The 23,614-nt window shown below is 37.6% G+C and carries 25 protein-coding genes; 1 reads left to right on the forward strand and 24 read right to left on the reverse strand.

Annotated features, from left to right (window positions below; genetic code table 11):
- Positions 1–7: 7 nt before the first annotated feature.
- The 7 genes from istB (NOM01_RS05810) to NOM01_RS05840 form a co-directional block, all read right to left on the reverse strand.
- Positions 8–781 (reverse strand): IS21-like element helper ATPase IstB, encoded by a 774-nt coding sequence (istB, locus tag NOM01_RS05810; RefSeq protein ID WP_255747197.1) that lies wholly within the window; start codon positions 779–781, stop codon positions 8–10.
- A complete protein-coding gene (locus tag NOM01_RS05815; protein WP_255747199.1) occupies positions 774–1,691 on the reverse strand; it encodes a Mu transposase domain-containing protein in 918 nt (305 codons plus the stop codon). The genes istB (NOM01_RS05810) and NOM01_RS05815 overlap by 8 nt, the downstream gene beginning before the upstream one ends.
- A 371-nt stretch (positions 1,692–2,062) precedes the next feature.
- Positions 2,063–2,824, reverse strand: coding sequence for an IS21-like element helper ATPase IstB (gene istB, locus NOM01_RS05820; protein WP_141306172.1), 762 nt, complete (start codon positions 2,822–2,824; stop codon positions 2,063–2,065).
- A complete protein-coding gene (gene istA, locus NOM01_RS05825; protein ID WP_255747202.1) occupies positions 2,821–4,329 on the reverse strand; it encodes an IS21 family transposase in 1,509 nt (502 codons plus the stop codon). Before istA ends, istB (NOM01_RS05820) begins: the two co-directional genes overlap by 4 nt.
- A 142-nt stretch (positions 4,330–4,471) precedes the next feature.
- Positions 4,472–5,239, reverse strand: a complete 768-nt coding sequence (locus tag NOM01_RS05830; protein WP_255747204.1) for an ExeA family protein — start codon at positions 5,237–5,239, stop codon at positions 4,472–4,474.
- On the reverse strand, positions 5,232–6,587 hold the full coding sequence (locus NOM01_RS05835; protein WP_255747206.1) for a DDE-type integrase/transposase/recombinase: 1,356 nt from the start codon (positions 6,585–6,587) through the stop codon (positions 5,232–5,234). Before NOM01_RS05835 ends, NOM01_RS05830 begins: the two co-directional genes overlap by 8 nt.
- Positions 6,588–6,635: 48 nt before the next feature.
- Positions 6,636–7,124, reverse strand: coding sequence for a DUF6431 domain-containing protein (locus NOM01_RS05840; RefSeq protein ID WP_255747208.1), 489 nt, complete (start codon positions 7,122–7,124; stop codon positions 6,636–6,638).
- Positions 7,125–7,460: 336 nt separating this feature from the next.
- On the opposite strand from NOM01_RS05840, the gene NOM01_RS05845 reads away from it, so the two are divergent.
- Entirely contained in the window at positions 7,461–7,763 is a 303-nt protein-coding gene (locus NOM01_RS05845; protein WP_255747209.1) for a hypothetical protein, read from the forward strand.
- A gap of 241 nt (positions 7,764–8,004) precedes the next feature.
- Here the strand turns inward: NOM01_RS05845 and NOM01_RS17205 are convergent, their stop codons facing one another.
- From NOM01_RS17205 to NOM01_RS05925, 17 genes are all read right to left on the reverse strand, one after another.
- The gene (locus NOM01_RS17205) at positions 8,005–8,196 is read right to left on the reverse strand and encodes an ATP-binding protein (protein ID WP_370645947.1); all 192 of its coding nucleotides are present in this window, start codon (positions 8,194–8,196) and stop codon (positions 8,005–8,007) included.
- The gene (locus NOM01_RS05850; RefSeq protein ID WP_255747210.1) at positions 8,160–8,387 is read right to left on the reverse strand and encodes a hypothetical protein; all 228 of its coding nucleotides are present in this window, start codon (positions 8,385–8,387) and stop codon (positions 8,160–8,162) included. The genes NOM01_RS17205 and NOM01_RS05850 overlap by 37 nt, the downstream gene beginning before the upstream one ends.
- Before the next feature lie 207 nt (positions 8,388–8,594).
- Entirely contained in the window at positions 8,595–9,632 is a 1,038-nt protein-coding gene (locus tag NOM01_RS05855; RefSeq protein WP_255747211.1) for an acyltransferase, read from the reverse strand.
- 642 nt (positions 9,633–10,274) lie between these two features.
- Positions 10,275–11,522, reverse strand: a complete 1,248-nt coding sequence (locus NOM01_RS05860) for an O-antigen ligase family protein (RefSeq protein WP_255747212.1) — start codon at positions 11,520–11,522, stop codon at positions 10,275–10,277.
- 87 nt (positions 11,523–11,609) lie between these two features.
- Positions 11,610–12,221 (reverse strand): acyltransferase, encoded by a 612-nt coding sequence (locus tag NOM01_RS17120; RefSeq protein WP_304654790.1) that lies wholly within the window; start codon positions 12,219–12,221, stop codon positions 11,610–11,612.
- Positions 12,208–13,053, reverse strand: a complete 846-nt coding sequence (locus tag NOM01_RS05870) for a glycosyltransferase family 2 protein (RefSeq protein ID WP_255747214.1) — start codon at positions 13,051–13,053, stop codon at positions 12,208–12,210. The genes NOM01_RS17120 and NOM01_RS05870 overlap by 14 nt, the downstream gene beginning before the upstream one ends.
- Complete coding sequence (locus tag NOM01_RS05875) at positions 13,050–14,168, reverse strand: glycosyltransferase family 4 protein (protein ID WP_255747216.1); 1,119 nt, start codon at positions 14,166–14,168, stop codon at positions 13,050–13,052. Before NOM01_RS05875 ends, NOM01_RS05870 begins: the two co-directional genes overlap by 4 nt.
- A gap of 21 nt (positions 14,169–14,189) precedes the next feature.
- Positions 14,190–15,440 (reverse strand): oligosaccharide flippase family protein, encoded by a 1,251-nt coding sequence (locus tag NOM01_RS05880; RefSeq protein WP_255747218.1) that lies wholly within the window; start codon positions 15,438–15,440, stop codon positions 14,190–14,192.
- A gap of 285 nt (positions 15,441–15,725) precedes the next feature.
- Entirely contained in the window at positions 15,726–16,643 is a 918-nt protein-coding gene (locus tag NOM01_RS05885) for a glycosyltransferase family 2 protein (protein WP_255747220.1), read from the reverse strand.
- Complete coding sequence (locus NOM01_RS05890; RefSeq protein WP_255747222.1) at positions 16,644–17,750, reverse strand: glycosyltransferase family 4 protein; 1,107 nt, start codon at positions 17,748–17,750, stop codon at positions 16,644–16,646.
- A gap of 149 nt (positions 17,751–17,899) precedes the next feature.
- Positions 17,900–19,018 (reverse strand): glycosyltransferase family 4 protein, encoded by a 1,119-nt coding sequence (locus NOM01_RS05895; RefSeq protein ID WP_255747223.1) that lies wholly within the window; start codon positions 19,016–19,018, stop codon positions 17,900–17,902.
- A 52-nt stretch (positions 19,019–19,070) separates the two neighbouring features.
- Positions 19,071–19,760 (reverse strand): sugar transferase, encoded by a 690-nt coding sequence (locus NOM01_RS05900; protein WP_370645956.1) that lies wholly within the window; start codon positions 19,758–19,760, stop codon positions 19,071–19,073.
- 17 nt (positions 19,761–19,777) lie between these two features.
- Entirely contained in the window at positions 19,778–20,659 is an 882-nt protein-coding gene (galU, locus tag NOM01_RS05905; RefSeq protein ID WP_255747225.1) for a UTP--glucose-1-phosphate uridylyltransferase GalU, read from the reverse strand.
- Between the two features lie 21 nt (positions 20,660–20,680).
- Entirely contained in the window at positions 20,681–21,448 is a 768-nt protein-coding gene (locus NOM01_RS05910) for a tyrosine-protein phosphatase (protein WP_255747227.1), read from the reverse strand.
- A gap of 41 nt (positions 21,449–21,489) precedes the next feature.
- On the reverse strand, positions 21,490–22,194 hold the full coding sequence (locus NOM01_RS05915; protein WP_255747228.1) for a CpsD/CapB family tyrosine-protein kinase: 705 nt from the start codon (positions 22,192–22,194) through the stop codon (positions 21,490–21,492).
- Positions 22,178–22,951: a YveK family protein gene (locus NOM01_RS05920; RefSeq protein ID WP_255747230.1), complete on the reverse strand. Its 774-nt coding sequence runs from the start codon at positions 22,949–22,951 to the stop codon at positions 22,178–22,180. The genes NOM01_RS05915 and NOM01_RS05920 overlap by 17 nt, the downstream gene beginning before the upstream one ends.
- Before the next feature lie 348 nt (positions 22,952–23,299).
- Positions 23,300–23,545 carry a hypothetical protein gene (locus NOM01_RS05925; protein ID WP_255747232.1) on the reverse strand — a complete coding sequence of 82 codons (246 nt, stop codon included), beginning with the start codon at positions 23,543–23,545 and terminating at the stop codon, positions 23,300–23,302.
- Positions 23,546–23,614 lie beyond the last annotated feature (69 nt).

The raw sequence follows: 23,614 nt of genomic DNA on the forward strand, positions 1-23,614 counted from the left end.
TTATGAGTCATCCATTCAAATTGCCTGGTGAGGGTTGCTTTTCTAGTCCATGACGTTCACGCATGGAGACTTCTCCGTCAATTAAAATTTGATATGAATCATGAACAATGCGATCTAGGATAGCCTCTGCCAGGGTCTCATTGCCTAATTTTTGATGCCACCCTCTGGGATCGATTTGTGAACAGAAGATCGTAGACGCTATCTTATGCCGGGATTCAGTAATCTCCAACAGGATGGAAGCTTCATCCGCAGATAGATCGGTCAGAAGCCATTCATCAAGAATGAGTAGATCCGTTTTGGTATATTTCTTAATCAATTTTCGATAACTTCCATCCGCAGCTAACTTAGCGAGTGTCAGTTCATCCATTAACTCTGGTAAGCGAGTATACTTCACTTTGTAAAATTGACGACAGGCAGATACGCCAAATGCCGAGGCGAGAAACGATTTTCCAGAGCCCGTAGGGCCCATCAAAATGATATTATGATGGTGTTGAATATAGTTTCCGCTGGCTAATTTGATAATCAGTTCCTTGTCCAGTTTTCGGTCTTCATAGTATTCAATATCTTCGACGGATGCGCTTGAATATAACAAGGCGGCAGCGTTGATCAGCCGATGAAGTTTATTGCTTTGGCGTCTTGAATGTTCAAAGTCGATGAGTAATGAAAAACGATCTTCGAAACTCAGCTTTTGAAAGTCTTTATTCGTTGATTGCTCCTTGTAGGATTCTGCCATGCCACTCAGTTTCATTTCATATAGTTTGGTAAGCGTTTGTTCATTCATCGGTTGTTTTTCCCCCATAATATGAAGCGCCGCGCGTAAAGCCATAAGCATTTCCGCTGTCCTCTGCTCGACGTTTTTGTTCTTGTTCGGCGTCACTCTTTTTGTTATTTTTTAGGATTGTCTGAAGTATTTTGACCGTCGGTCTTTGGGTCATGGAAAGACCCATCTTGCAGGCACGCTCTATTTCATATTTGGAATAACGTTGTTCCAGTTTCTTTAATGAAAAAATGGAGTGGAGTGCCTGCTTTTCAGTTGGGTAAGCGTCTAACATATAGCGTATGAGGTTCGAGGTTGCTGATCCAATACCTTCAGCCCAATTTTGAGCCGCTTCAGGTGTTTGATCCACAAACAATTGATGATGATCAGGCATATGGTCGCGAAGAGTGGATAATTGACCAAACTTCCCATATAATCGTCTATGTGAGGCAATGCGCATATGGTTGAAAAAGATCTCAACGAGATCGTCTGATCGTTTTACTTCGACCTGTCGATTGATGTATTCGTAGGGAACCGAATAGAACATGCTTTCGACGGAGATATGATAGTCAGGGCGAACTTTCGCTGTTTTCCATTCAGACATTTTATAAGGGCGGTCCGGAAGAGGAGAAAGTGCGAATTTCTCTTCTTCTTTAAATGCTGAAAAGCGGCTGCCTTTTTTGCGTGTAAAGGGCCGATTATTGAATTCATCGAGTTTCTTCCAGACTTCTTCATTCAATTCATCAATAGTAAAACACAGTACATTTCTTAATGCGGCAATGATCCATGTAGAAAGGATCCCAACAGAGTTTTCCACATTGGCCTTATCTTTTGGCGTACGAACACGCGCAGGCATCACGATGGTGTGGTAGTGGTCCGCCATTTCTCTGTACGAAGGGTTTAAAACGAGTTCCTTTCTAGTATGCTTGGTCACGCTGGCTTTCAAATTATCCGGGACGATGATTTATGTTACTCCCCCGAAATACTCATACGCACGACGATGGGCAGCTATCCATGAATGAAGGTCCATAGATAATGTTGCTTCGGCATAAGACAGCTGACTACATGGGAGTGTCGCAATAAAGATATAGGCTTTGAGTTTTTCTCCTGTATCCCGATCAATAATGAACGCTGTTGCCCCTGCCCAATCAACCTCCTGTTTTTGTCAATATGAAATTGAGCCAGAGTGATCACATCAAAAGTGAGCCACTTTATCGTGTGGTACTTCCAATTATGGAATAATATGGGTGTTAGGTGGGGACTGGCCCGGGGAGGGCCAGTTCCCACCTAACACTTGCGCTGACATTATCCCTGTCCTGAGTTTTCTTTTCTTTCCATGCTCTGCCTAAATCGGTAAGATTCGCCGTTAAGTAGATGGATGTGACAGCGATGCGTTAGTCGGTCAAGCAGGGCAGCCGTCATCTTTTCATCGCCAAACAAGCTTGTCCATTCGCTGAATTCAAGATTCGTTGTCAGAATGAGACTGGCACGCTCATACCGACTTGAAAAAAATTGAAATAGGAGTTCTGCTCCGGTTTTGGAGAAAGGAACATAGCCGAGTTCATCCACAATGACTACATCAAATTTGAGCCACCTTTTCTCCATGGCGCTTAGTTTCTGTTCCTCATAGGCCATGAGCAGTTCTTCGACTAATTCGGAGGCCGTTATAAATTTTGCTTTAAACCCGTTTTGAATCATCTCTATTCCCAACCCAATGGCCAGGTGGCTCTTGCCCGTTCCACTGTTACCGAGAAAAATCACATTCTCTTTTTTTCGGACAAACTCACCTTTGGCCAGGGTGAGAAAATGATTTCGGTTCAGACTGGGCATCAAACTGAAATCGTACGTGTCCAGCGTCTTAGAAACAGGAAAACGTGCTTGTTTCAAACGCCTTTGTCGTTGATTTTCTTCTCGACTTTGCGATTCAGCTTCAAGCAATGCCAAAAGATAATCTTCATAACGCAAATTGTGCTCCTCCGCTTCCCGTGCTAGAGAACGATACTGTCTGGCTAGGGTGGGCATCCTGAGTTGCCTGGTCAGATGGTCCAACAGAAGTTCCGTGGTCATTGGTTTTCCTCCTTCACGAGTTGTCTGTATTGATTGATATCGGTCACTTTCACCTTGTAGTTCTCCAGAGCTTCCGGTGCTTGACCAACGGGTCCTGCCACATTACCTGTCATCTTTTGAATGACCTCATGAACCGCTTCATAGGTGAAAATTTGCTTCCGTTCTGCTTCCTGAATGGCTTGGGTTAACAGATTCTGGCCAAGTTCCCGGTGGAGAAGAAGAAGCCTGACAAATTTGCGGTCTCCGGCCGCTCCCTCAGTCTCACGCATTCTACGATGGAAATGCCGGAAGATTTCAGGAATATCTGGATTCTGAAAAGGATGTGCATCTCGGATCGCACGAGGCTTTTTCAGAAGCGCCTCCAGATAATGGTCCAGACGGGTGAATAGTTGATTTCGTCCGTACGAACGGGGATATTCAGTGATCACTTGATTTTGAGCCACAATGATCAGACGATCGACAAACTGTTTAACCCAGACAGCTTGTCCAACATAAGCGCAGGGAACGGAGTATTGGTTGGTCTCTACATGGATGAGAGACAATTGATTGACCTGACAGGATATCAACCGGCAGGCTTCAAATGGTGTTCCCGGAAGGGAATGAAGGGTAAGTTTTTCTTTGGCCCAAACCTGTGCGACCGTTTCATCGGTACGCGGAACGTGAATGCGGGCCGCCTCTTTAAGGCACCAATCCATAAGATAATGATTGAGTTCATCCATGGATTGAACGTCTGGATAAGGGACCAACGCGTTGCGTCGGACATAGCCAACCGTCCCTTCAACCCTTCCCTTTTCATTTCCCCTTCGGGGATTGGCAAAGGTGGCCTTGAACCCATAATGCGCCTGGAGCGCGATAAAGGCTTCTTGTTCTAAGCGATCTCTGCCTTTCAAAACTTTGACCACGGCTGTCTTTAGATTATCAAAAAGGCCTTCGACAGGCACACCACCCAGAAATTCAAAAGCGTGTACAAAGCCGTCCAGAAAAGCCTCCTGTTTTTGATGAGTGTAAGCTCGAACAAATCGAAAACGGCTAGATGAAAGCTGCAGACAAAAAAGAAAGATTCGCTGCGTTTTTCCCTGAAGAATAACATCGGCCTCGCCCCAGTCAAATTGAAATTGAAGGCCGTATCGGAATTCAAGGGGAATGAATACTTCCTGCTGTTTCTGTCTTCGCTTGGCAACAAGCTTACGAATGTTAGAGGACGACCCCTTAAACTGATATTCCTTGACTAACCGTTGATAGATTCTCGCTGCCGTATGTTTTTGTTTCACCCAATGTTTCTGGTCCTCAAGAAGCCACTGGTCTATGATTGGAAGAATGCGTTGAGTTTCCTCCGAGTATTCTTTCTTCCCGTATGAGCGTTGCCGAACGGGAAGGGTTGGGGCTTCTTCCTGTTTCATATACTTACTCACTGTATTCCTTGAAATTCCTAATTTTCTCGCAATCTGACGTTGTGAAAGACCTTCAACCTCCTTTAGAAATTTGATACGATGATAGTGAGCCATATCGATCATCCTTTTTTTCCCTCTCCCTTATGTAGAATTGCTGGTTACTTTTCTATCATAAGGAAGATGGGCTAAGAATTGGAAATCATGTGGCTCATTTTTATGTGAGCGAATTGCTTATCAATGGCTCAATTCTAGATTATCAAAAACAATCAATGATGGGATGACCATTTTGAGCACCATATATTAGGCAATGCGTGCACACCTTATTGATCAGCCGCGGTGTACCACTAGAGAATCGGTAGATTTCTTCAATGGCATCCTCTGTAAATACCGGACGGTCGCAACCAGAAAACTTGAGTTGACACTCAATATAGGCACTGGTTTCTGAGCGATCATAATGACCGATCTTGCACTGAAGATCGATGCGCTGACGAATAGCGGCGAAACTTTGAAGTTTCAGACGGTCCCAAAGCTCACTTTGACCGACCATGATGAGAGCCATTGGACTTTGTGAATCCATTTTAAAGTTCAAAAGGAACCGAACTTCCTCCAACATTTCACGACTGAGCAGATGAGCTTCATCGACAACGCAGACAGGCTGGATACCATGAATCCCACGCATGAGTTCGATTTCATGATGCAGTTGTCTTTTCGCATCCCCCCGATAAAATTTAGCCTCACAGCCCAACTGTTCCAGGAGTCCCTTGTAGAAATGACGTGGCGTTAGCTTTGAATCGGACAAATAGAGAACACTATAATGACTTGGATCTAATTCTTGTGTAAAGCGTCGGACAATTGTCGTTTTACCTGTGCCACAGTCACCTGTTAAGACAGCGAAGAGCTGACGTTCCGCTGCGTGTATCAGGCGCCCCAAAATCTCATCCATAGATTGTGAGTGATAGAGATTGCTTGAAGGAATTGATCGGGAGAAGGGTGCCTGCTTCATCTGGTAAAATGGCTCAAACAAGGTGCTCACCTTCTCTCATCACCTTGCTGTAAGAAACCGCCGGTTTCTGCACGTCTTGCCGTTCCTCGTGCTTTTGAGTTGCTGCACGCAAGAGCCGTGACGCATCCGTTTGTTTGGGTTGAAGGTTTTCAGGTAATTCTGGTCGTTTTCCGACATGTGTGCCAATCTCAAGTTTCTTAGCTTGCCAGGGAGTATAACCTTCTTTTTCAATAGTAATTTGTGACAGATCTGATGGATCATAGATAACATCCACGGTAGTGCCGATAAATGGAGTACCCACTTCATACAGTTGGTTCTGAAAACTGATACATCCGGATTTATCTACCTTTCTTTTTTCCGCATGAAGAAAAGCCAAGCGGATGGTTTCCGCATCCAGAAAGTGTAAGACCTTTTTATCGCTCCGGTAAGCCATCTCCGGTGTGACATGCTCGCCCAGGGCCGAGTGAGGCTTGTTCAGATAACATTCACTGAGCCAGACTTTGAAGAGGTCATTCAGTTGATCAAGTGACTTGGGCTTTTCTAATGCGATTTCTCCCAAAAAAGCATCCACAACACGGTTTAGACGTTCTACCTTGCCTTTTGAGCTAGGCGAGTACGGTCGGGCATAGAGGAGCTTTGTCCCCAGTTTGGAACAGGTCCGAGCCATCCATTTCGTGCGATACTGCTTCCCGTTATCAAAAAATACAGCTTCCGGTCTCCCATACTTCTGAACAGATTGGCGGAAAGCATCTTCAACGATCCGCTGATCTAGAGTGGGATAAAAAGCACCATGAAGGACAAAACGAGTGGCGTCATCGATGAATAAAACAAGATAGGCTTGTTTCTTGATACCGCCTTGACCAATGGGGAGGAATGGTCCAAATTTGATATCCGACTGCCAGAGCTTATTTCGATGAGATTGTTGGAAGCGTCGAGCGGCTCCTGCTGTTGACTGGTAGAGCCGCATTTGCCGTGAGCTATAACCTCGTTCCGTAAGTCTTTCCTGCAGTGTTGATCGCTTAATTTCACCCGGTTTTGCTCGTCCCTCCCACTCCAATATTTGGATAATCTGCCGGACACTTCGTTGGGGTGCTTCTCTTCTGAGCAGGATTGCTTCTTCCAATAATTCATTTCTTAACGCGCCTTTTATCAAGCCTGCCTGTTTACGCATGGGCTTGAGCCCCTCGAGTCCGAGCTCTCGATAGCTGCCCAGATAACGTCGGATCGTTCTTTCTGAGAGTCCACTTGTTTCACAGATCTGTTTTTTCACTTCAGTCGCTCTGGCGGTGTCCAAATCGCCAGATAACAATGGGGCGATCAGTTGAAAACGTTGAGACGCAATTTCTTCCAGCTTTTTAGAATTTCTCATCACACATCTCTCCTCGTTTTAGCCTTCATCATGAAGTTTAAACGGGAGTCAGCCGGACAAAAATGCAGAACGGGTCTGTACCCAAAGATGAACATTAACAATCGGTCTGGCCATTCTAGCCAGCCAACCTGGTGCATCGCCAAATAGCCGTCCAATTTTTTCGAGTGCGGTCAGTGATTCCACGGACGAAGGATCCACTGGGGCTAAATTGATTTGTTGAAAGCGGAGAACGATCGAATGAAGACAGGCCAGCCAGTAATCGATATACTCAAGGAACCAACGGTTCCAACGATATAGAGTCGAATTGTCCGCAGCGACATCATTTTTGTGAGGCTGGGAAACAACTTTTTCAAAGCAACGTGACTCATAACGTTTATAAGGAATAAGCAGATCAGGGAGTTCATGATGAACTTTTGAACACGTGCCACAACACAAACGACGAATGCGCAGTGAAACGCACGTTCCTGAATCCTTTATGTATTTTCTCAAACGGCTTCCAATGACTTTAAGTTCTCCTCCACAACAAGGACAAGGCACCTTTTCCGCACCCTTAACAGAAAACACCTGTGGATGGGTTATCAACAAGCCGATAGTCTGATATAATAACCATATTGTTGGTTTTAAGGGTATCCCTCGTGTAAGTAGGATTACACGGTAAAGGGATACCTTTTTCCTTTCGTAAAATAAGTGCCAGCTATAAAGTCCTATGGACATTATAGCTGGCACCTACTGGACAGGCAATCCCGTCAACTTTCGGCTATTTTCAGGCAGCAATAACAGTCGGAAGAAAGAAACAGGAGAGTGTCTCAATCCCCAATCGTTCGGATGTTTCCCTTGCGGAAGTACAAATGACTGAGTGAAAGGAGTAAATTGATGACCTGTGAGGATGCCTTCCAATATTTACAGACGTATGGTTTGAAGTGTAAACAAGCAGAAGTGGCACAATGGCTAAAGGAAGATGGATTGATCACTAATCAGGAGGAACTAAATGAGGATGTTCTCGAACGCTTTAATGACTGGCACAGATGGAAAGGAACCGCTTATGAAGCTGATATTGATCAACCTACCCAGATCAATCGGCTGATTGAAGAGAACGCAAAGCTCAGAAAAGAAATCGAGAAATTACACACAGAAATACAGGTCTTAGAAGATCAGCTTGGCATTCAACCTTTCTAGTCTTTACCTTCTCTGTACTGAAACGACGGATTCCCCTACCAAATAAAAAATGAGGTGGGGGAATTTTAAATGACTATGATTTTCTTAGTTGAGGCACACATCTTCTCTGTGATGCCCTGCTTTTTACCATTGTCCCTTGCTTGGAAGCTCTGTCCCTCGTTTCTGTCCTAAGTGTCCCTAAAACATGGCATAAGTGGGCTTATGCCATGGCAATATACAATAATCAAGGACTCAGGCATGCTCATTGGTATAATCGTTCGGAAATACAGGGTTCAAGGATCCGGTGAAAATCACCGTTGGCCTCATTCTTGGCGATCAAGAGATCATCTAACAGCTCAGGTAAGTGCACGTACTTGATCTTGAGGAATTGACGACAGGCCCCGATGCCCAATGTCGTCACAAGCCAGGTTTTTCCATTACCAGAGGCGCACATAATAATGATGTTGTGATGTTCCTTAATTTAACTCCCGAAGCGAGCCGCGTGATCAGTTGTTGATCCAGCTGTCGATCAGGAAGATAATCAATGTTGGTGATCGAAGGTTCGATCGTTTTAAATCCGGCTTGCTTGATGAGACGTTCTAATTTATTCGACTGCCGAGCCGCGTAAGCTGTATCGACTAACAATTTTAAAGCGGTCGTTGAAACTCATGCCACGGCAGTTCTCGTTCGTCTCTTGGGCAGTGGTGGCCTCGACCATGGGGCAAGAATTTCGTCTTCGATGAAGTTCGATAATTTCTTGACCGCTATACATTAGTGTATCTCCCCTGCCCCATAAAGTGGTAATGCATCAATTCTTTATAAAATACACGTTACTTTGCAGTAGCATCCTACTTAAACTGTTCGCTTCAGGACAGGAATTTTTCTAATTATCGCTGCTGCTGCAAAGCAGAAAATAAAAACGATTAAAGCAAAAAATATTGCGCCAATAAAAGGAATTGATAAAAATGTATCGACATTTAATCCAAACACTCTTTTTTGAAATATCCCTAGAACCATTGCATGCATAATATATATGGCATATGTTAGATTTGATAAAGCAATTATTTTGATTTTATAATTCGTATTTATTTTATTGCCAATTTTACTGTTCCAACATTTGAATATATATAAAGAACTAAAGCACACTATTATCATTGGCAAAGAAAAGGCATCTGAATAGTTAAAGAAAAAGTAATCATCATGTTCAAATAATAAGGTCATTATTAAACATACAGAAAAGATAACAGAGCTTATAATTATTGTTGCCGTTAAGTACTTTTTATTGACCTCTAATCTTTTAATAAAAAATCCTAAAATAATGTAACCCCACCAACCTGTGAAAATAAAGTTCATGTTACCATTAATCTTAATTCCTACCATTGGAATTATCGAGTTAATCGTTATCCATAGCAGCAATAGATAGATTAAATCTTTATTATTTAAATTAGTAAAAAGTTTCCTTAATATTGGCGTAAATAAATACACCGCAATAATAAAATAAACATACCACAAATGGTAAGAAGCTCCAGCGCTAGATAACACATTAATAAATTGATGTAAACTAATCCCACTTAAATTCGTTTTTTCGATATACGAAGCAAGTGAATAGTAAATAAAAGACCAAAAGACAAATGGTATTAATAGCCTATTAAATCTTTTTTTGAAAAAAATACTATAAGACTCTTCTTTGTTAAACATCAAATACCCTGTTAGCATTACAAATATAGGCAATGCTGGGTATGAAAGCGATTGCAAGATAATTCCTGATGCTCGATTGTTATTAATTAACTCAAAATTATCATTAACATGTCTAAGAATAATAAGAAAACAAGATAAGATTCTCAGAAAGTCAATTGAAATCTCTCTTTTGTTAATGCCGAAAACATCCATTTTCCACTCTCCATAATATCAATTTTCACTCAATATATTTTTTACAGTTTCCTCCCAAATCGTATATCCTTTGGCATTAAGATGAACACCATCAGTTGTTAAGCTTGGATTCATTTGCCCTTTTTTCACAAAAAGAGGATATCAATTAACAAACATTACATTCTTTTTATCGGCCATTTCATGAACTTTTTTATTAAGCTGAACGATATCGTGCCAAATCCATTATCACACTGATAACCGAACACTCGGTGATGCCCTCTACTGATGAAGTAGGCTAGACTGGACTGAGTTACAACGTGGAAAGGAGGTCGCTCTTTCAATCAAGACGCCACTGACTGTATTCCTAGAACTACCCACGCCTGAAGCAATGCTTCGAATACTTAAATCCTGCGCATGAAGACGTAAGATTTCACGGTATTTGATCACACAAAAACCTCCTAGTTTAATGGATTTGCACCGATGGTGCATGGCCATCATACAGGAGGGGGCTCTTATTATGGCACAAGTGGCTCTATATTTTGTCCTAACATGCTCTAAATTATGGCACAGCTGGCTCTATTCAATGGCAATATACACAATCCGCATCGGTTGCCCTTTTGCCCTTGTTATCCCTAAAAAGTGGTACAGCTACCAATGGCAATGTTATTTTTTTGCAGCTATTGAAATATAATTAAATATTATTAACACAGGGATTAACCAAAACTGGTAATATAAAAGATTGTTAAACTGAGATGTAAAAATAAAACAAAAAATTATATATAGTACAAAAGATTTATAGAATTTGGATAATATTATTAACTCTTTTTTTTCACTTAAAGCTATCCACAATGATATTGTTTTATACGCAAAATACCCTAAAACAATCATTCCAAGTATAAATCCCAAACTAATAAATAAATTTAGAAGTGATGAATCCAATGATGTTCGTGCTATATAATCTTTTATATATAGAGCTATATAGCCATTACCTACACCCAATAAATAATTATCTTTAAACAATTGTATTCCATAGTTAAAGGTATCTAAACGTTCAAGAGCGGATCCATCATTTGACATGCCTTGAAATCTCAAAATAAATCGTTGTAAATTGTTCAGAAAAATTGGTATCATAAGTAACGTTATGAAAATGGTTGATACCAGTATTAAAACCGATCGAGTGTTCATCTTGGTAAAAAGTTTAATCAGCTCCCAAAGATACGTTATACACAAAACAAATGCCAACGTTAATAGTCCACTCCTTGAAACGGTTAAGATAATTGACGATGCTAATAAAGCCATATAAACTAAATATCTTATTTTTTTTGTTTCCTTATAAAGGAAAAAGTTTATTAAAATGGGGATACATGCGATAGCTGCATAAAAGTTTGGATCAAAATAGACGGAAACTAATCTATCAACATGAGGATCTCCATTAATTGTTACTCCAAAATTATTCATAAATGCCCATAAATCTACTGAGGATGGAAAGGCAATAAATATAATGCCACTTATAAAGAGGACTGATAAATATATATTATTGAAATAGATAAATACACTTTTGAAATCTTTTCCATACTGCTTAAATAAAAGTTCCCCAATAGCATAAGCTGAAAAAAAAGTTATCAATATTCTCATGGTATAAAGAAAAGCGACAAAAGAGTATCCATTTTTAACAACACCAAACAAGAAAGAAAACAATAGTATATAAACAACTACAACATTTTTCTTAATTGCTTTAAAAACTATCTTTGATACTGCAATATAGCCAATTGAGATTATATAAAAAAGAATCTCTGAAATTGCAATATCACTATTTTCAAATCCAGGAATAGAAATTATTCTTGGAAAATTCCCTAAAACCAAATAAATATATAGAAAAATCAGGCAGATATTATACTTTACTTTAAACATGTTTTCCTCCAGATGACCGCATAAACGTTCATAAAGCAAACAATATCGCTTTTAAAAATAATTTACAAATAATTTTTTAACAATTTATTATTTAGGTCTTCTTTTTTTAATTAACCTAGCAGGTACACCTGCATACACGCAGTAAGGGGGGACATCTCGATTGACTATAGATCCTGCACCAATAATAGATCCCTTGCCAATAGTAACTCCATCCAATATCGATACATTTGTTCCGATCCATACATCATCTTGTATATTAATACCCTTAGAAATTTCGGGATTCTCTTTAATTGGTTTTGATATGTCTTCATAGGTGTGTTGATTAGGTACAATTTGTACATTCGAAGCTATCATCACATCTTTGCCAATATTTAAATTACCCTGTCCATATAAATTACAAAAGTCTCCTATTTGAGAATTTGAACCGATATTAATTACCCCTTGCATAGACTGAATGATGCTAAATCTCGAAATTGTTGTTCCATTTCCAATGTTAACCGAAAAAGGATTATCAGCAGAAATAAACGTACCCTTTTGAATTTCATTGTTACCATCGAGTGTAATCCAATGGTAATTTTTAAATGTACAGTATTTTTCAATTAAAATCCTTCTATTTTTTTTATTAAAAGGTAAAACGTTACCTCTAACTAAACACATAAATCTATTAAGTTTCCAAATCATCCAATCAACATTTTTCATCATTATTCACCTTTTGGGCAATTTCAGTATAAATTTTCCGTACATGTTTATCGACATCATCAGTGTTAAAATCATGCATATTTTTATATTTCATCAATGAAGTAATTTTATAGCACACCATAAGAAAGGAAAGCGCCAAACCGATTGAACCGTCCCGATAGCCGCGTTTTAAAAAATATCTATTAATAAATTCTTTAAAACTAGTAGTTATTAAAGTGGCTGTTGATATTTTTTTCCCTTTCTCTATTTGCTTTGCTTCTATGGTCGTGTATCTGTTAAATTTATCGATAAAATGTTCATAAGATAAATAGTTAAAATGAATGATACTTAAACTATCATCTTCTAAAAATAATATCTTTGCATTTTCATTTAAATGTACAAATCTATGGATTTGGTTCGTATAGTTCATAAATTGCTTTTTAAAAAATCTACATTGTTTATCTTGCAAAGGACCCCAACCAGTAGCTTTTAATGGTTTCCCAAAAAAATAATTCTTTCTAGGAATCCATACAACATCATAATTATCCTTGTTAGCAATGTTAAATAACCTGTCTTTTAATTTATTGACTATAAGTTCGTCGGCATCCACAACAAGAATCCACTCGTTTGAAGACTTTTCTAAGGCAAATTGCCTTGCGGGATCAGCATAGCCCATTCTTTCAAAAAAATAAATTTTATCCGTGTACTCTCTCGCTATAGATACTGTCGTATCTTCGCTATACATATCAACAACAATAATCTCATCCGCCCATTTGACACTTTCTAGACAATTTCTTATATTCTGTTCTTCATTAAATGTATTAATTAGCACAGATATTTTGTTGTTTATCATGACATTACCTCTCTAAATATTTCTAAGTAATCTCCAACTACTTTTTCCCAACTGAAATCAAGGGATTTTTGTCTTCTCGCTCTTATTAATTCTTTGTCGTTGGAATCAGAAAATGCTTTTTCAATTGTATTACTTAAAGCTTGTACATCAGCAGCATTAACCAAAAAGCCTACATCGCCAACTATTTTTTTCCGAACTTCATCATTGTTTGCAACAACGGCTTTCCCCATGGCTAATGCTTCTACAATAACGCTTCCAAAGGCTTCATTTGAATCTGCTGGATGCACAAATACATCAGCTAAACTGAAATATGATGGCATTTCGCTAAACGGTACATGGCTTATTAATTTTATATCATCCTTATTACTCATATATCTAATATTGTCTATTTTTTCTTGAATGACTCTTTTTTCAGGTCCGTCTCCAATAATTATCAAACTTCCTTTTTGTAGTAGAGAATATGCATCAACCAATAGTTGAACTCTCTTATATGGTACTAGAGCAGAAACACATAAAATAATTGGTTTGGGAAGGGAAGAATACCTTTGTGTCACTGTTTTATCTACATTTTCAGTAGAAAACAAGTTAGTATCCACACCATTATTTACACAGTAAATTTTTTGGGGTTGGGGAAGAACAATAGAATTAAAATCTCTTTCTGAAAGTGCAATGAAAGCGTCAGAAAACTTAACGTCCTTGGGTATACCAGCATGACCTACAATAACCATCTTGGCTTTTAGATTGTAATTTTTTTTTATTCTATATAATTCTTTCAATTCCCCACTTACTGACAATAGTATATCAGGATTTTCCTCGGCTATGTACTTTTCAATCTTTCTATAAAATTTTCTAACTTCAATATCAGTTGTGTATATTCCTAATCTTCTTCTTATTTTGCTTGAAAATCTTTGATCTCCACTTAAATCTAATATTTTATGTTTTACTATATTTATTTTTTCAGAATAATCTATCAAAAATTTAGGTATTTCATCTCCTCCTTGGATAAGCCTTACATCTTCACCATTTTTAGACATGTGAAACATGATTTGATTAGTCCAAGATTCTACCCCTCTATTAATTTGCCCATTTGTCACACTGATTAATAATATTTTCATATAAAAATAAACCTCACTTTTTTAGTTCTTTGGGATACTACGAAAATCTCTTGTAATTATATTGCTATACAGTACAATAAATATACTAATAATTAGCAATGAAATTGCCATACCAACTGATCCTGTTAACTTAGTTAATAATAAACTAATAAAAAGAAAAATAATTGAGGAAAATAGATACATCTTTCTCATCTCTTCATTTTTCTTCATAGATAGAATAAAGGAATTATACAATACATTTAAAGTCGTGAATATCATTGTAATTGAGAATACTTTAAGTGTAGTAGAGAGTACTGGATTGGTCTGGCCACTAATCAAGTTTAGTATATTATCCGCAAATAACATGATAATAATAGAAAGTGTAATACCAACTGTACTAGAAAATAAAGTAATCGTTTTTCTAATTGTGAAAAATTGCTCATAGTTTTTATTATTATATAATTTGCATAAATAAGGATACATTCCCTGTGCAATTGGCTGGGATAGTCCGACAATACTTCCTTCTATTTTCTGCGCTAACGCAACATAACCAGCTGCAACAGGACCTGTCACTATACCTGTTATAAAAACGCAACCATTTCCAAACAATCCTCCTAGTAATTGAGCGATAAATACATCCTTTCCCTCTGATACTTGTTCTTTTATCTCTGTTATATCTACTCTAAACTGTATTTTAATTTTAAATAATTTCCTAATTAAATATATACTAACTATTCCACAGATGATTACCCCTACAGATTGTATAAATAAAGCATTTGTATAATCTGTCTGCTTATGAACAAATATGAATAAACTTCCAGTGGCAATAAATTTGGCAATAATATTAAAAATTGTAATATATTTCATTTCTTCTAATCCTTGAAATACCCAAACTGGAAACAAAATATTACCTAAAACAATGAGTAAAGATACATTGAACACCACCCAATATTCTTGAATATGGGGTAACATTGAAAAAGCAATTAAACTTACAAGAAAAATTAAAACTAAAAGAAATAACTTCGTGAGAATTACACTTGTAAATAAGCTTGAAATCTGTTTGTTATTTCCTTGCAATAGAGCTATTTTGCGTGTGGCTGTATAATTGAAACCATAATCAGTTATAATAGTTAAATATTGTGCTAATGCCCAAAAAAATGTATAAATGCCAAAATTATTTAATCCTAAAACTCTTGTAAGATATGGAATTGATATCAACGGTAATATATAATTAAGTCCTTGTAAGATTAATAAATACAGTATATTTTTACTGACTTTTTTATCAATTATCAATTAATTATACCTCAACAACATTGTTTTATAGTTTCAAATATATAATTATTAACTTGAGAAGCAAACATGTGGTCAAAATTATCACTTTACTAATTTGAATTAATAAGCACATATAACAATTGAATTTTGCATGTAATTCTATCTGCTTGAATGTCATTCTAATTTTATTATGAAAAAGCGCAACTTGTCTAGCGATGTTTTTCTTTATCGTACAAGATTGATGATATGCTAATATCATTAACAAAAATATCAACAGCATTTTTTCTGATATCATTAAATATCTTATTAAGTATTGTCAAATAATCCCTTTATAATGTATCGTAATCGCAATTTTTTTTGATCTTGGTTATACACCACTAACTTGATTGTTTTTTTTACCGTATTATACCATTTGTAGACATACGCTGTGATTACTTTTATTTTGTTTCGTTGAGTACGTTTAATCATCAAAAAAGCATTACGAATATCATAATAAGCAACAAAAGGCGCAGTTGATTTTTCACTTCCCGTTGTTGTTGATACTTTATGATATACCCGAGACTGGGGCACATAGACAATCTTCCAACCACTATTTTTTGCTCTTAAATTCCAATCTGTCTCTTCGTAATACAGAAAATAATCTTCCTGCATTAATCCTATTGAATCAATCACTTCTTTTCTAAAAAACAAACTGCACCCAGTAACATAGCCAGTTTCACACTTTAAATTGGGTAACGCACTGTCTTTCATCTTAAACCCAATATGTTTTGTTTTCCCTAAATATGTATTGACTATTCCGCCAGCGAACCAAACTATATCAGAATTGTAATAGAGTATTTTTGAACCAGCAATACCAGTTTTATTGTTGTGAACAAATTCATCAATTAAATATGTAAGACTATTTTCATCAACCACAGTATCATTATTTATCATCCAAAAATAAGAATGGCCCAAATTATAAGCTTTTCTAATAGCAACATTATTCCCACCAGCAAAGCCTAAATTATCGCCTGACTGTATAAAATCAATCGCAACCTTGAACTTACCCTTTTTTCCATCCATTTTAAGCTTATCAAATGAATAATCTGTAGAAGCATTATCAACAAGGAACACATGAAATTTTTTATATTTCAGCTTCTCTAATGAACATAAACATTCGTATGTCTCTTCATAGGCGTTCCAATTCAATATAATGATCGCAACTTTTTCTTTTGCATTATCCATTCATTTGTCCTCAACTTTATTTTCGATGATTTGTTTCATCACTTTCTGAACCTCTTTAGAACATTTCAGCCAAGAAAAATTAGTTGCATGTTGTTTCCCCAGTCTAGATAATTGCGTCATTCGCTTTTTGTTATTTAATAAGTTCCTAATAGTTAGCGCAATGTCTTTTATACTATATGGATCAAAATAAGCAGCACAATTGCCGCAAACTTCTTTAAGTGGAGGTATATTTGACACTGCAACAGGTGTCCCACAAGCCATTGCTTCTAACGGAGGTAGCCCAAATCCTTCATATTGTGATGGGAACACAAAAATGTCCGCATTAGCCACATAACGTTTTAGGACACTATCTTCTACTCTTCCAGTTAAAACAATTCTACCATTAGCTTCATCAATCCATTGCTCAATATTATGCTCCCCTGTTACAAATCCTTCCTTTTTCCCAACGATGACTAAGTTGTGGGGGATCTGATTTTGAATTAATTTAAAAGCTTGAATTAAATTTTTTAAATTTTTGTGAGGTTTTACATTACCGACATACAGTAGATATGGAACATGGATCGGGTCAGTTTTTTCTAAACCCACTTCTTCAAACCATTTTTGGCTCACACCATTGTGGACTGTTATAATTTTATTTTGCTCACAACCTGATAACCTAGTTAGTTCATCTCTTGAAAAATTCGACACTGTTATTATTTTATTTGCTTTTTTCTTCACGGCATTAAACATAAATTTAGCATATGCTGTTTTTATACAACTATTTACATATTGAGGCATAGCGAGATGGAAAATATCATGAACAGTAACAAGTAAATTGCCACGATATAAAATGGGTATGTTATAGTGTGGAGCCCAAAATAAATCATTTTTATTAGGAATAGCTTTAATTAATTCAAATTGCTCCTTAATTGAGTATATCTCTGCTGAACAATTGATAATTTTTACGTTTGGATATTTCTTAAAATCCATCAATTCCTCAGAATGACCCAACAAAAAGAAGTCTATATCTTTCCGACTGTTAATAATCAACGGTGTGACATTAGCAATATAAGTACCAATGCCTGAACAATTAAGCATCCTCATATCTATTGTTACTATTTTTCTCATATAGTTACCTTTCAACAGAAGTCATTTCAGAAAATTATTGTTCACTTTGTATGGAAAAAATTCTTTTAATAATTACTTCATACAAATTGGCGGATCATATTTCTACGAATATATTAATACAAAAATAATATCATCTTTCCATTTAGACTTTATTGTGCTTCTATCTTTGATTCAATATATGTTTTTATCCTATTTCGAAATTTTTGAACAGTAAATCTTTCTGCGTTTTTTCTACACATTAAAGGATCAAATACATCTATAAGCTCTTCAAATTTTTTCACAGCAGAGATGATCGCATCTGGAGTTTGCTTGTCAAAAAAAATCCCTGTAGGTCTCTCTCCATCAATCGATCTTACACTTTCCAATGCTCCACCTCGACCATATGCAATTACTGGTGTACCACACGCTTGTGCTTCTACAGGTGTAATTCCAAAATCTTCTTCCGACGCAAATATAAAAGCTTTTGCTTCCTGCAGATATGATTTTAGTACAGAAAAATCTTGATACCCCATAATTTCAATGTTAGGTTTAGCTAAATTTTTAACTCTTTCATACCCGGGACCATCGCCAATAACGACCAACCTTTTATCAGGCATTTCGTTAAATGCTTCAACAATCGTCTCGACTTTTTTATAAGGAACAATTCTTGAGGCTGTAACATAAAAGTTCTTCTTATTCACTTGTAAAGGAAAACTTTCTATGTCAACTGGTGGATATATAACTTCAGATTTTCTGCGGTAAATTTTCCAAATTCTTCTCCCAATATATTTGGAATTCGCTACAAAAAAGTCAACACCATTTGCTGTTCGACTATCCCATAATCTTATTTTATGAAGAATATATCTTACTATCCAGCTTTTCAATCCATTTTCTAGGTTGGATTCCTTAAGATATTGCCATTGTAAATCCCAAGCATACCGAATTGGAGAATGAACATATGAAATATGTATTTGGTCAGGGCCGGTAATAACTCCTTTTGCCACAGCATGAGAACTTGAAATAATAATGTCGTAGTCAGAAAGATCAAATTGTTCAACTGCTAATGGCATTAATGATAAATAATTACGAAATTTTTTCTTCGCAAATGGCAACTTTTGAATAAAACTTGTCGTAACTTTTTTGCCGTGAAGAAAGCCTCTTTTTTCTGGAGGCATAAAATCAACTATGCTAAATAGATCAGCCTCTGGAAAGACATTTATTAGCTGTTCTACAACTTTTTCCGAACCAGCATATGAGACAAACCATTCGTGAACAATAGCGATCTTCATTTTGATACATCCTTTATATTAAATTTATTATACAAAAATAATAATCCTTACATTAATATGCTCCTTTTCCAATCATTACTGAATAGATAGTCAAAAATATTATTTTTATATCAAGAAAAAATGACTGATTAAAGACATAATATAGTTCTATGTCAACTCTTTCAGGATACCCAACGCTACTTCGACCACATGCCTGCCAATAGCCTGTTAACCCAGGCTGTGCAGACAAGAACAATTTTTTCTTATCGCCATATTCTCTAAGTTCTTCCTCCACCACAGGTCTTGGACCAACAATACTCATCTCCCCTTTTAATACATTAATAAATTGTGGGAGCTCATCTAAACTAGTTTTTCGTAATAAACGACCAATCTTGGTTATTCTTGGATCTTCATCTGGTTCAAGTTTATAATTGTTTTCAATATATTTTTTGTAGAGTTCGTTGTTAGCTTTTAATTTTTCTTCAGCATTAACCACCATAGATCGAAACTTGTAAATATAAAACAATTCTCCATACTGACCTGTTCTTTTTTGTTTAAAAAACACCGGTCCTTTTTGATCACCAAACAAATAAACTACCCCAATTATAAAGAAAATTGGACAACTGAGGATTAAACCAATTGTTGCTCCAATCAGATCCATAGCTCTTTTAATAAATAGATATGTAGCATTATGATTTATACTAGCTTCATCAACTAATTCAGTCTTCACCGAATATTGTGAGTTAGCCTGAGATTTTGACATTGCCATCTTTTATCACCTCACACTAATGGTAGCTTGTTATATTCGAGTATTTGCTTAATACCCTTAAGTACATCTTGTTGAATATCCTTATTTTTCAATGCCATTTCAATATTGGTTAATACAAATCCCAAGGTCTCCCCCACATCGTAGCGCTTGCCCTCGAATTGATAGGCATAGACACCTTGTGATTCATTTAGTCTCTGAATGGCATCGGTCAATTGGATTTCGCCGCCCGCACCGATTTCTTTTTTATCTAGAAAATCAAAGATTTCAGGTGTTAGAACATATCGTCCGATAATTGCGAGATTAGATGGCGGATTTTTTTTTGGCTTTTCAACAAACTGATGGACATTAAATAAACGACCATCTTGTGATTTTGGATCAATGATGCCATAACGATGTGTTTGATTCATAGGTACTTCTTGTACCCCAATAACGGAACAAACAGTTTGTTCATAGTTCTCTACAAGCTGTTGAATGCATGGCTTTTCGTTCTGAACAATATCATCACCGAGTAATACAGCAAATGGTTCATCACCAATGAACTTACGCGCACACCATACGGCATGTCCTAGCCCTTTTGGGGATTTTTGTCTTATGTAGTGAATATCAATTTTGGATGACGCTTGAACTTTTTCAAGCAAATCTAATTTATTTTTCTTTTTTAGGTTTTCTTCTAGTTCATACGAATTATCAAAGTGGTCCTCAATGGCTCGTTTCCCTTTACCGGTAACGATAATGATTTCTTCAATCCCCGCTTGTACCGCTTCTTCGACAATATACTGGATCGTTGGCTTGTTAACGATTGGCAGCATTTCCTTTGGTAATGCTTTGGTCGCCGGCAGAAATCGAGTACCTAAACCTGCAGCCGGAATGACGGCTTTTCTCACCTTTTTCATTTCTAACTCCCCCTGAATAAATTAAAAGATACCTAGAAATTTTTTCTCTTTTATCTCAACCGGCGCTTCTCGGTTTACGAGTTCACCGTTGATTAACAATTCCGCGTTTTCTCGAAACAGATTTGCTAAGTCTCTTCCAAATCGTTTCTTTAAATCTAGAAAGGCTTCTTGCATATAGAAAGGGCGCGTGGTGACATTATGTGCGTCCGAAGCAACAAACTGTGTGAGATTGTTTTCAATAAATTGTAAGGTCAGCTTTTTAGTGGATCGGCCGTTCTTGCCAATCAGGCTGGCTGCCGTCACTTGTGACAGAGCGCCGTCGGCAATGAATTGATAGAGCATGTTGGGATGTTGAACGATTTCTTCGTTCTTTTCCGGATGGACAATGACCGGTGTTACGCCTTGCACTTGCAGATCAAAGAACAGCTGCTGCGCGTATCTCGGGACATGGTGTGTTGGGAATTCGATGAGGATGTATTTCTTATTGTCATTAACGGTTAGTAATTCCTGTGATGCATCTTCACTGGCCATTTCACCGAAAATTCTCGGCTCCTGTCCGGGAAGCACCCGCAGGCCAATCTGATTTTGTTCAAAAAGCTGATTCATCTTTTGAACCCGTGAAAGTATTTCAGGCTTGGGATTATCCCAATGCCTGTTCTTATGATGAGGCGTCGCGACAATCTGTGTGATGCCTTCGGCGACTGCTTGCTTCGCCATGTTCAAGGACACCTGTTCATCTTGAGCACCATCGTCTATTCCAGGCAGTATATGGCAATGGATGTCAATCAATTGTACCGACGCTCCTTTCATTTAAGATCCAATTTCGTATGTTAGTCATTGCCATAATAGTTGTAGTAATAATAATCATTACCCTTGCTGATCGGCTTGGCATTCAGAATCACACCAAGAATACGTGCCTTTGCTTTGGTTAACAAATCCTTCGCCTTAATTGCTGCTTCTTTTTCGGCAACACCGCTACGGATAACTAGAATTGCGCCATCGCAAAGGTTCGCGAGTACTTGAGCATCAGTTACCGCGAGAATCGGCGGTGTATCAATGATGACCGTGTCAAACAGTGTTAATGCATGTTTGATAAAGCTAGCCATCCCGACAGAACTTAAAAGCTCAGCCGGATTCGGAGGAATCGGACCGCTTGTTAGCACGAACAAATTGTCAACCTCTGTTTTCTTGACTGAATCATCGAAGGTCGTCAGTTTCCGCAACATCGTCGTTAAGCCTTCCGTATTCGAGAGACGGAAGGTGTAATGCATCGTCGGTTTACGTAAATCGGCATCAATCAACAGTACTTTTTTGCCTTGCTGTGCCATGACCACTGCCAAGTTAGCCGATGAGGTTGATTTTCCTTCGCCAGGACCTGAGGAAGTTAACATAATCGTTTTTAATTCCGAATCGACCTGAGAAAAGTCGACGTTACTTCGAATGGTACGAAATTGTTCCGCAGTCGTCGATTTCGGTTTATGAAAAGCAATCAAATGCCGTTGTTTCGAAAGAATATTTTTACTTCGTCTCAACATGTCCAGCTCCTCTCACTTGATGACGTCCTGCCGTATGTGATGCAGATCGTGAATGTGCATTGTTTGGTTCACGATTATCTTTAATTTCTGAGATCACGCCAAGAACCGGGAGACCAAGAATCTTTTCAATATCTTCTTCGGTCTTAACGGTATTGTCTAGATATTCAAGCAAGAAAGCTAATCCGACGGATACCATCAAACCGACAACAAATGCGATTGCTAGATTAATCGTCGCTTTTGGCTTAACCGGATTAAGACTTGAAGCAACATTCGCTGGCGACAAGATGCTGACGTTATCGACATTCATCACTTTTTGAACCTGTGATTTGAAAGCCGTCGCAACACCATTAACAATCCGAACCGATTGAGAAGGGCTGTCGGTTTCCGCAGTTAACGTAAATACTTGGGAATTTTGCTCCGTACTTACCGTGAGCATACCTTTTAATTCACCGGCAGTCATATCAAGGTTCAGTTTCTTTATCACTTGATTCAGAACTGAAGGATTATTGATGATGACGCTGTATGTGTTGACCAATTGCACGTTCGTCTGAACGGTGTTTGCCTGCTGATAGATCGTATTGCTATTGGCATTCGACTGATTGACAAGAATTTGAGTTGAGGCATCGTATTTCGGTGTCATCAGAAAGAAGGTGACTCCTGCGCTGACCATGACTGCTAAGAGTGTAATCGTCACGATTAGCATCAAATGCTTTCTCAATGTAGCAAAAATCTCTTTAAGGCTGATTGTTTCTTCCATGATATCCCTCGCAAAGTAGATTAGTCGCTGAATCGCTCAACAATTTCCGATAAATTCTAATAAATTATATCATAGAATTCCATTTGCTAACGTAACAGTTTCATAGTAAATGCGGAAATTAGTGCCAATTGCGAGGCAACAAAGGTAGAAAAAGGGCAAAATTGCATCAAAATTACGGAATTTTGTTCAGAAACAGTACAGTTTCGTCTGTTAATGTTAAAATTGGGAAGAATTATTCATTACTATTCTCCGTGAATTAAAGACTACTGATGCATGAAATAAGTCTCAAATAAACAAGAAATATTATAGCACATTCACATACTTTATGTAGTTATTTACATAATCTTATTAAAGAGAACGAACGAAATAAACAAGCTCCTGCAGCTTGCCAAATAAACTCTTTTTTTCAAAGAAAATGCGGTAGTCTTTTTCAGCAAGCTGATCCCGTTTGACTTCCTTCACCTTGTTTTTCTCAGCAAAGTGACGTGCAGCCTGATCAATGGAATCTGCGACCATCGTCTCGACTGGCACGTCGTATCCATGTGATACCGTTTTGCGACCATCGTATTCCATGTAGAACTGATACGTGTTCATCATTTGTTCCTTTCTTAAACATATAGAAACTAAGTTATGATACTTGTCACGTAATCAGATTACCATGTA

Origin of the sequence: Sporolactobacillus sp. STSJ-5 (genome assembly GCF_024385605.1) — a bacterium.
Taxonomy (GTDB): domain Bacteria; phylum Bacillota; class Bacilli; order Bacillales; family Sporolactobacillaceae; genus Sporolactobacillus.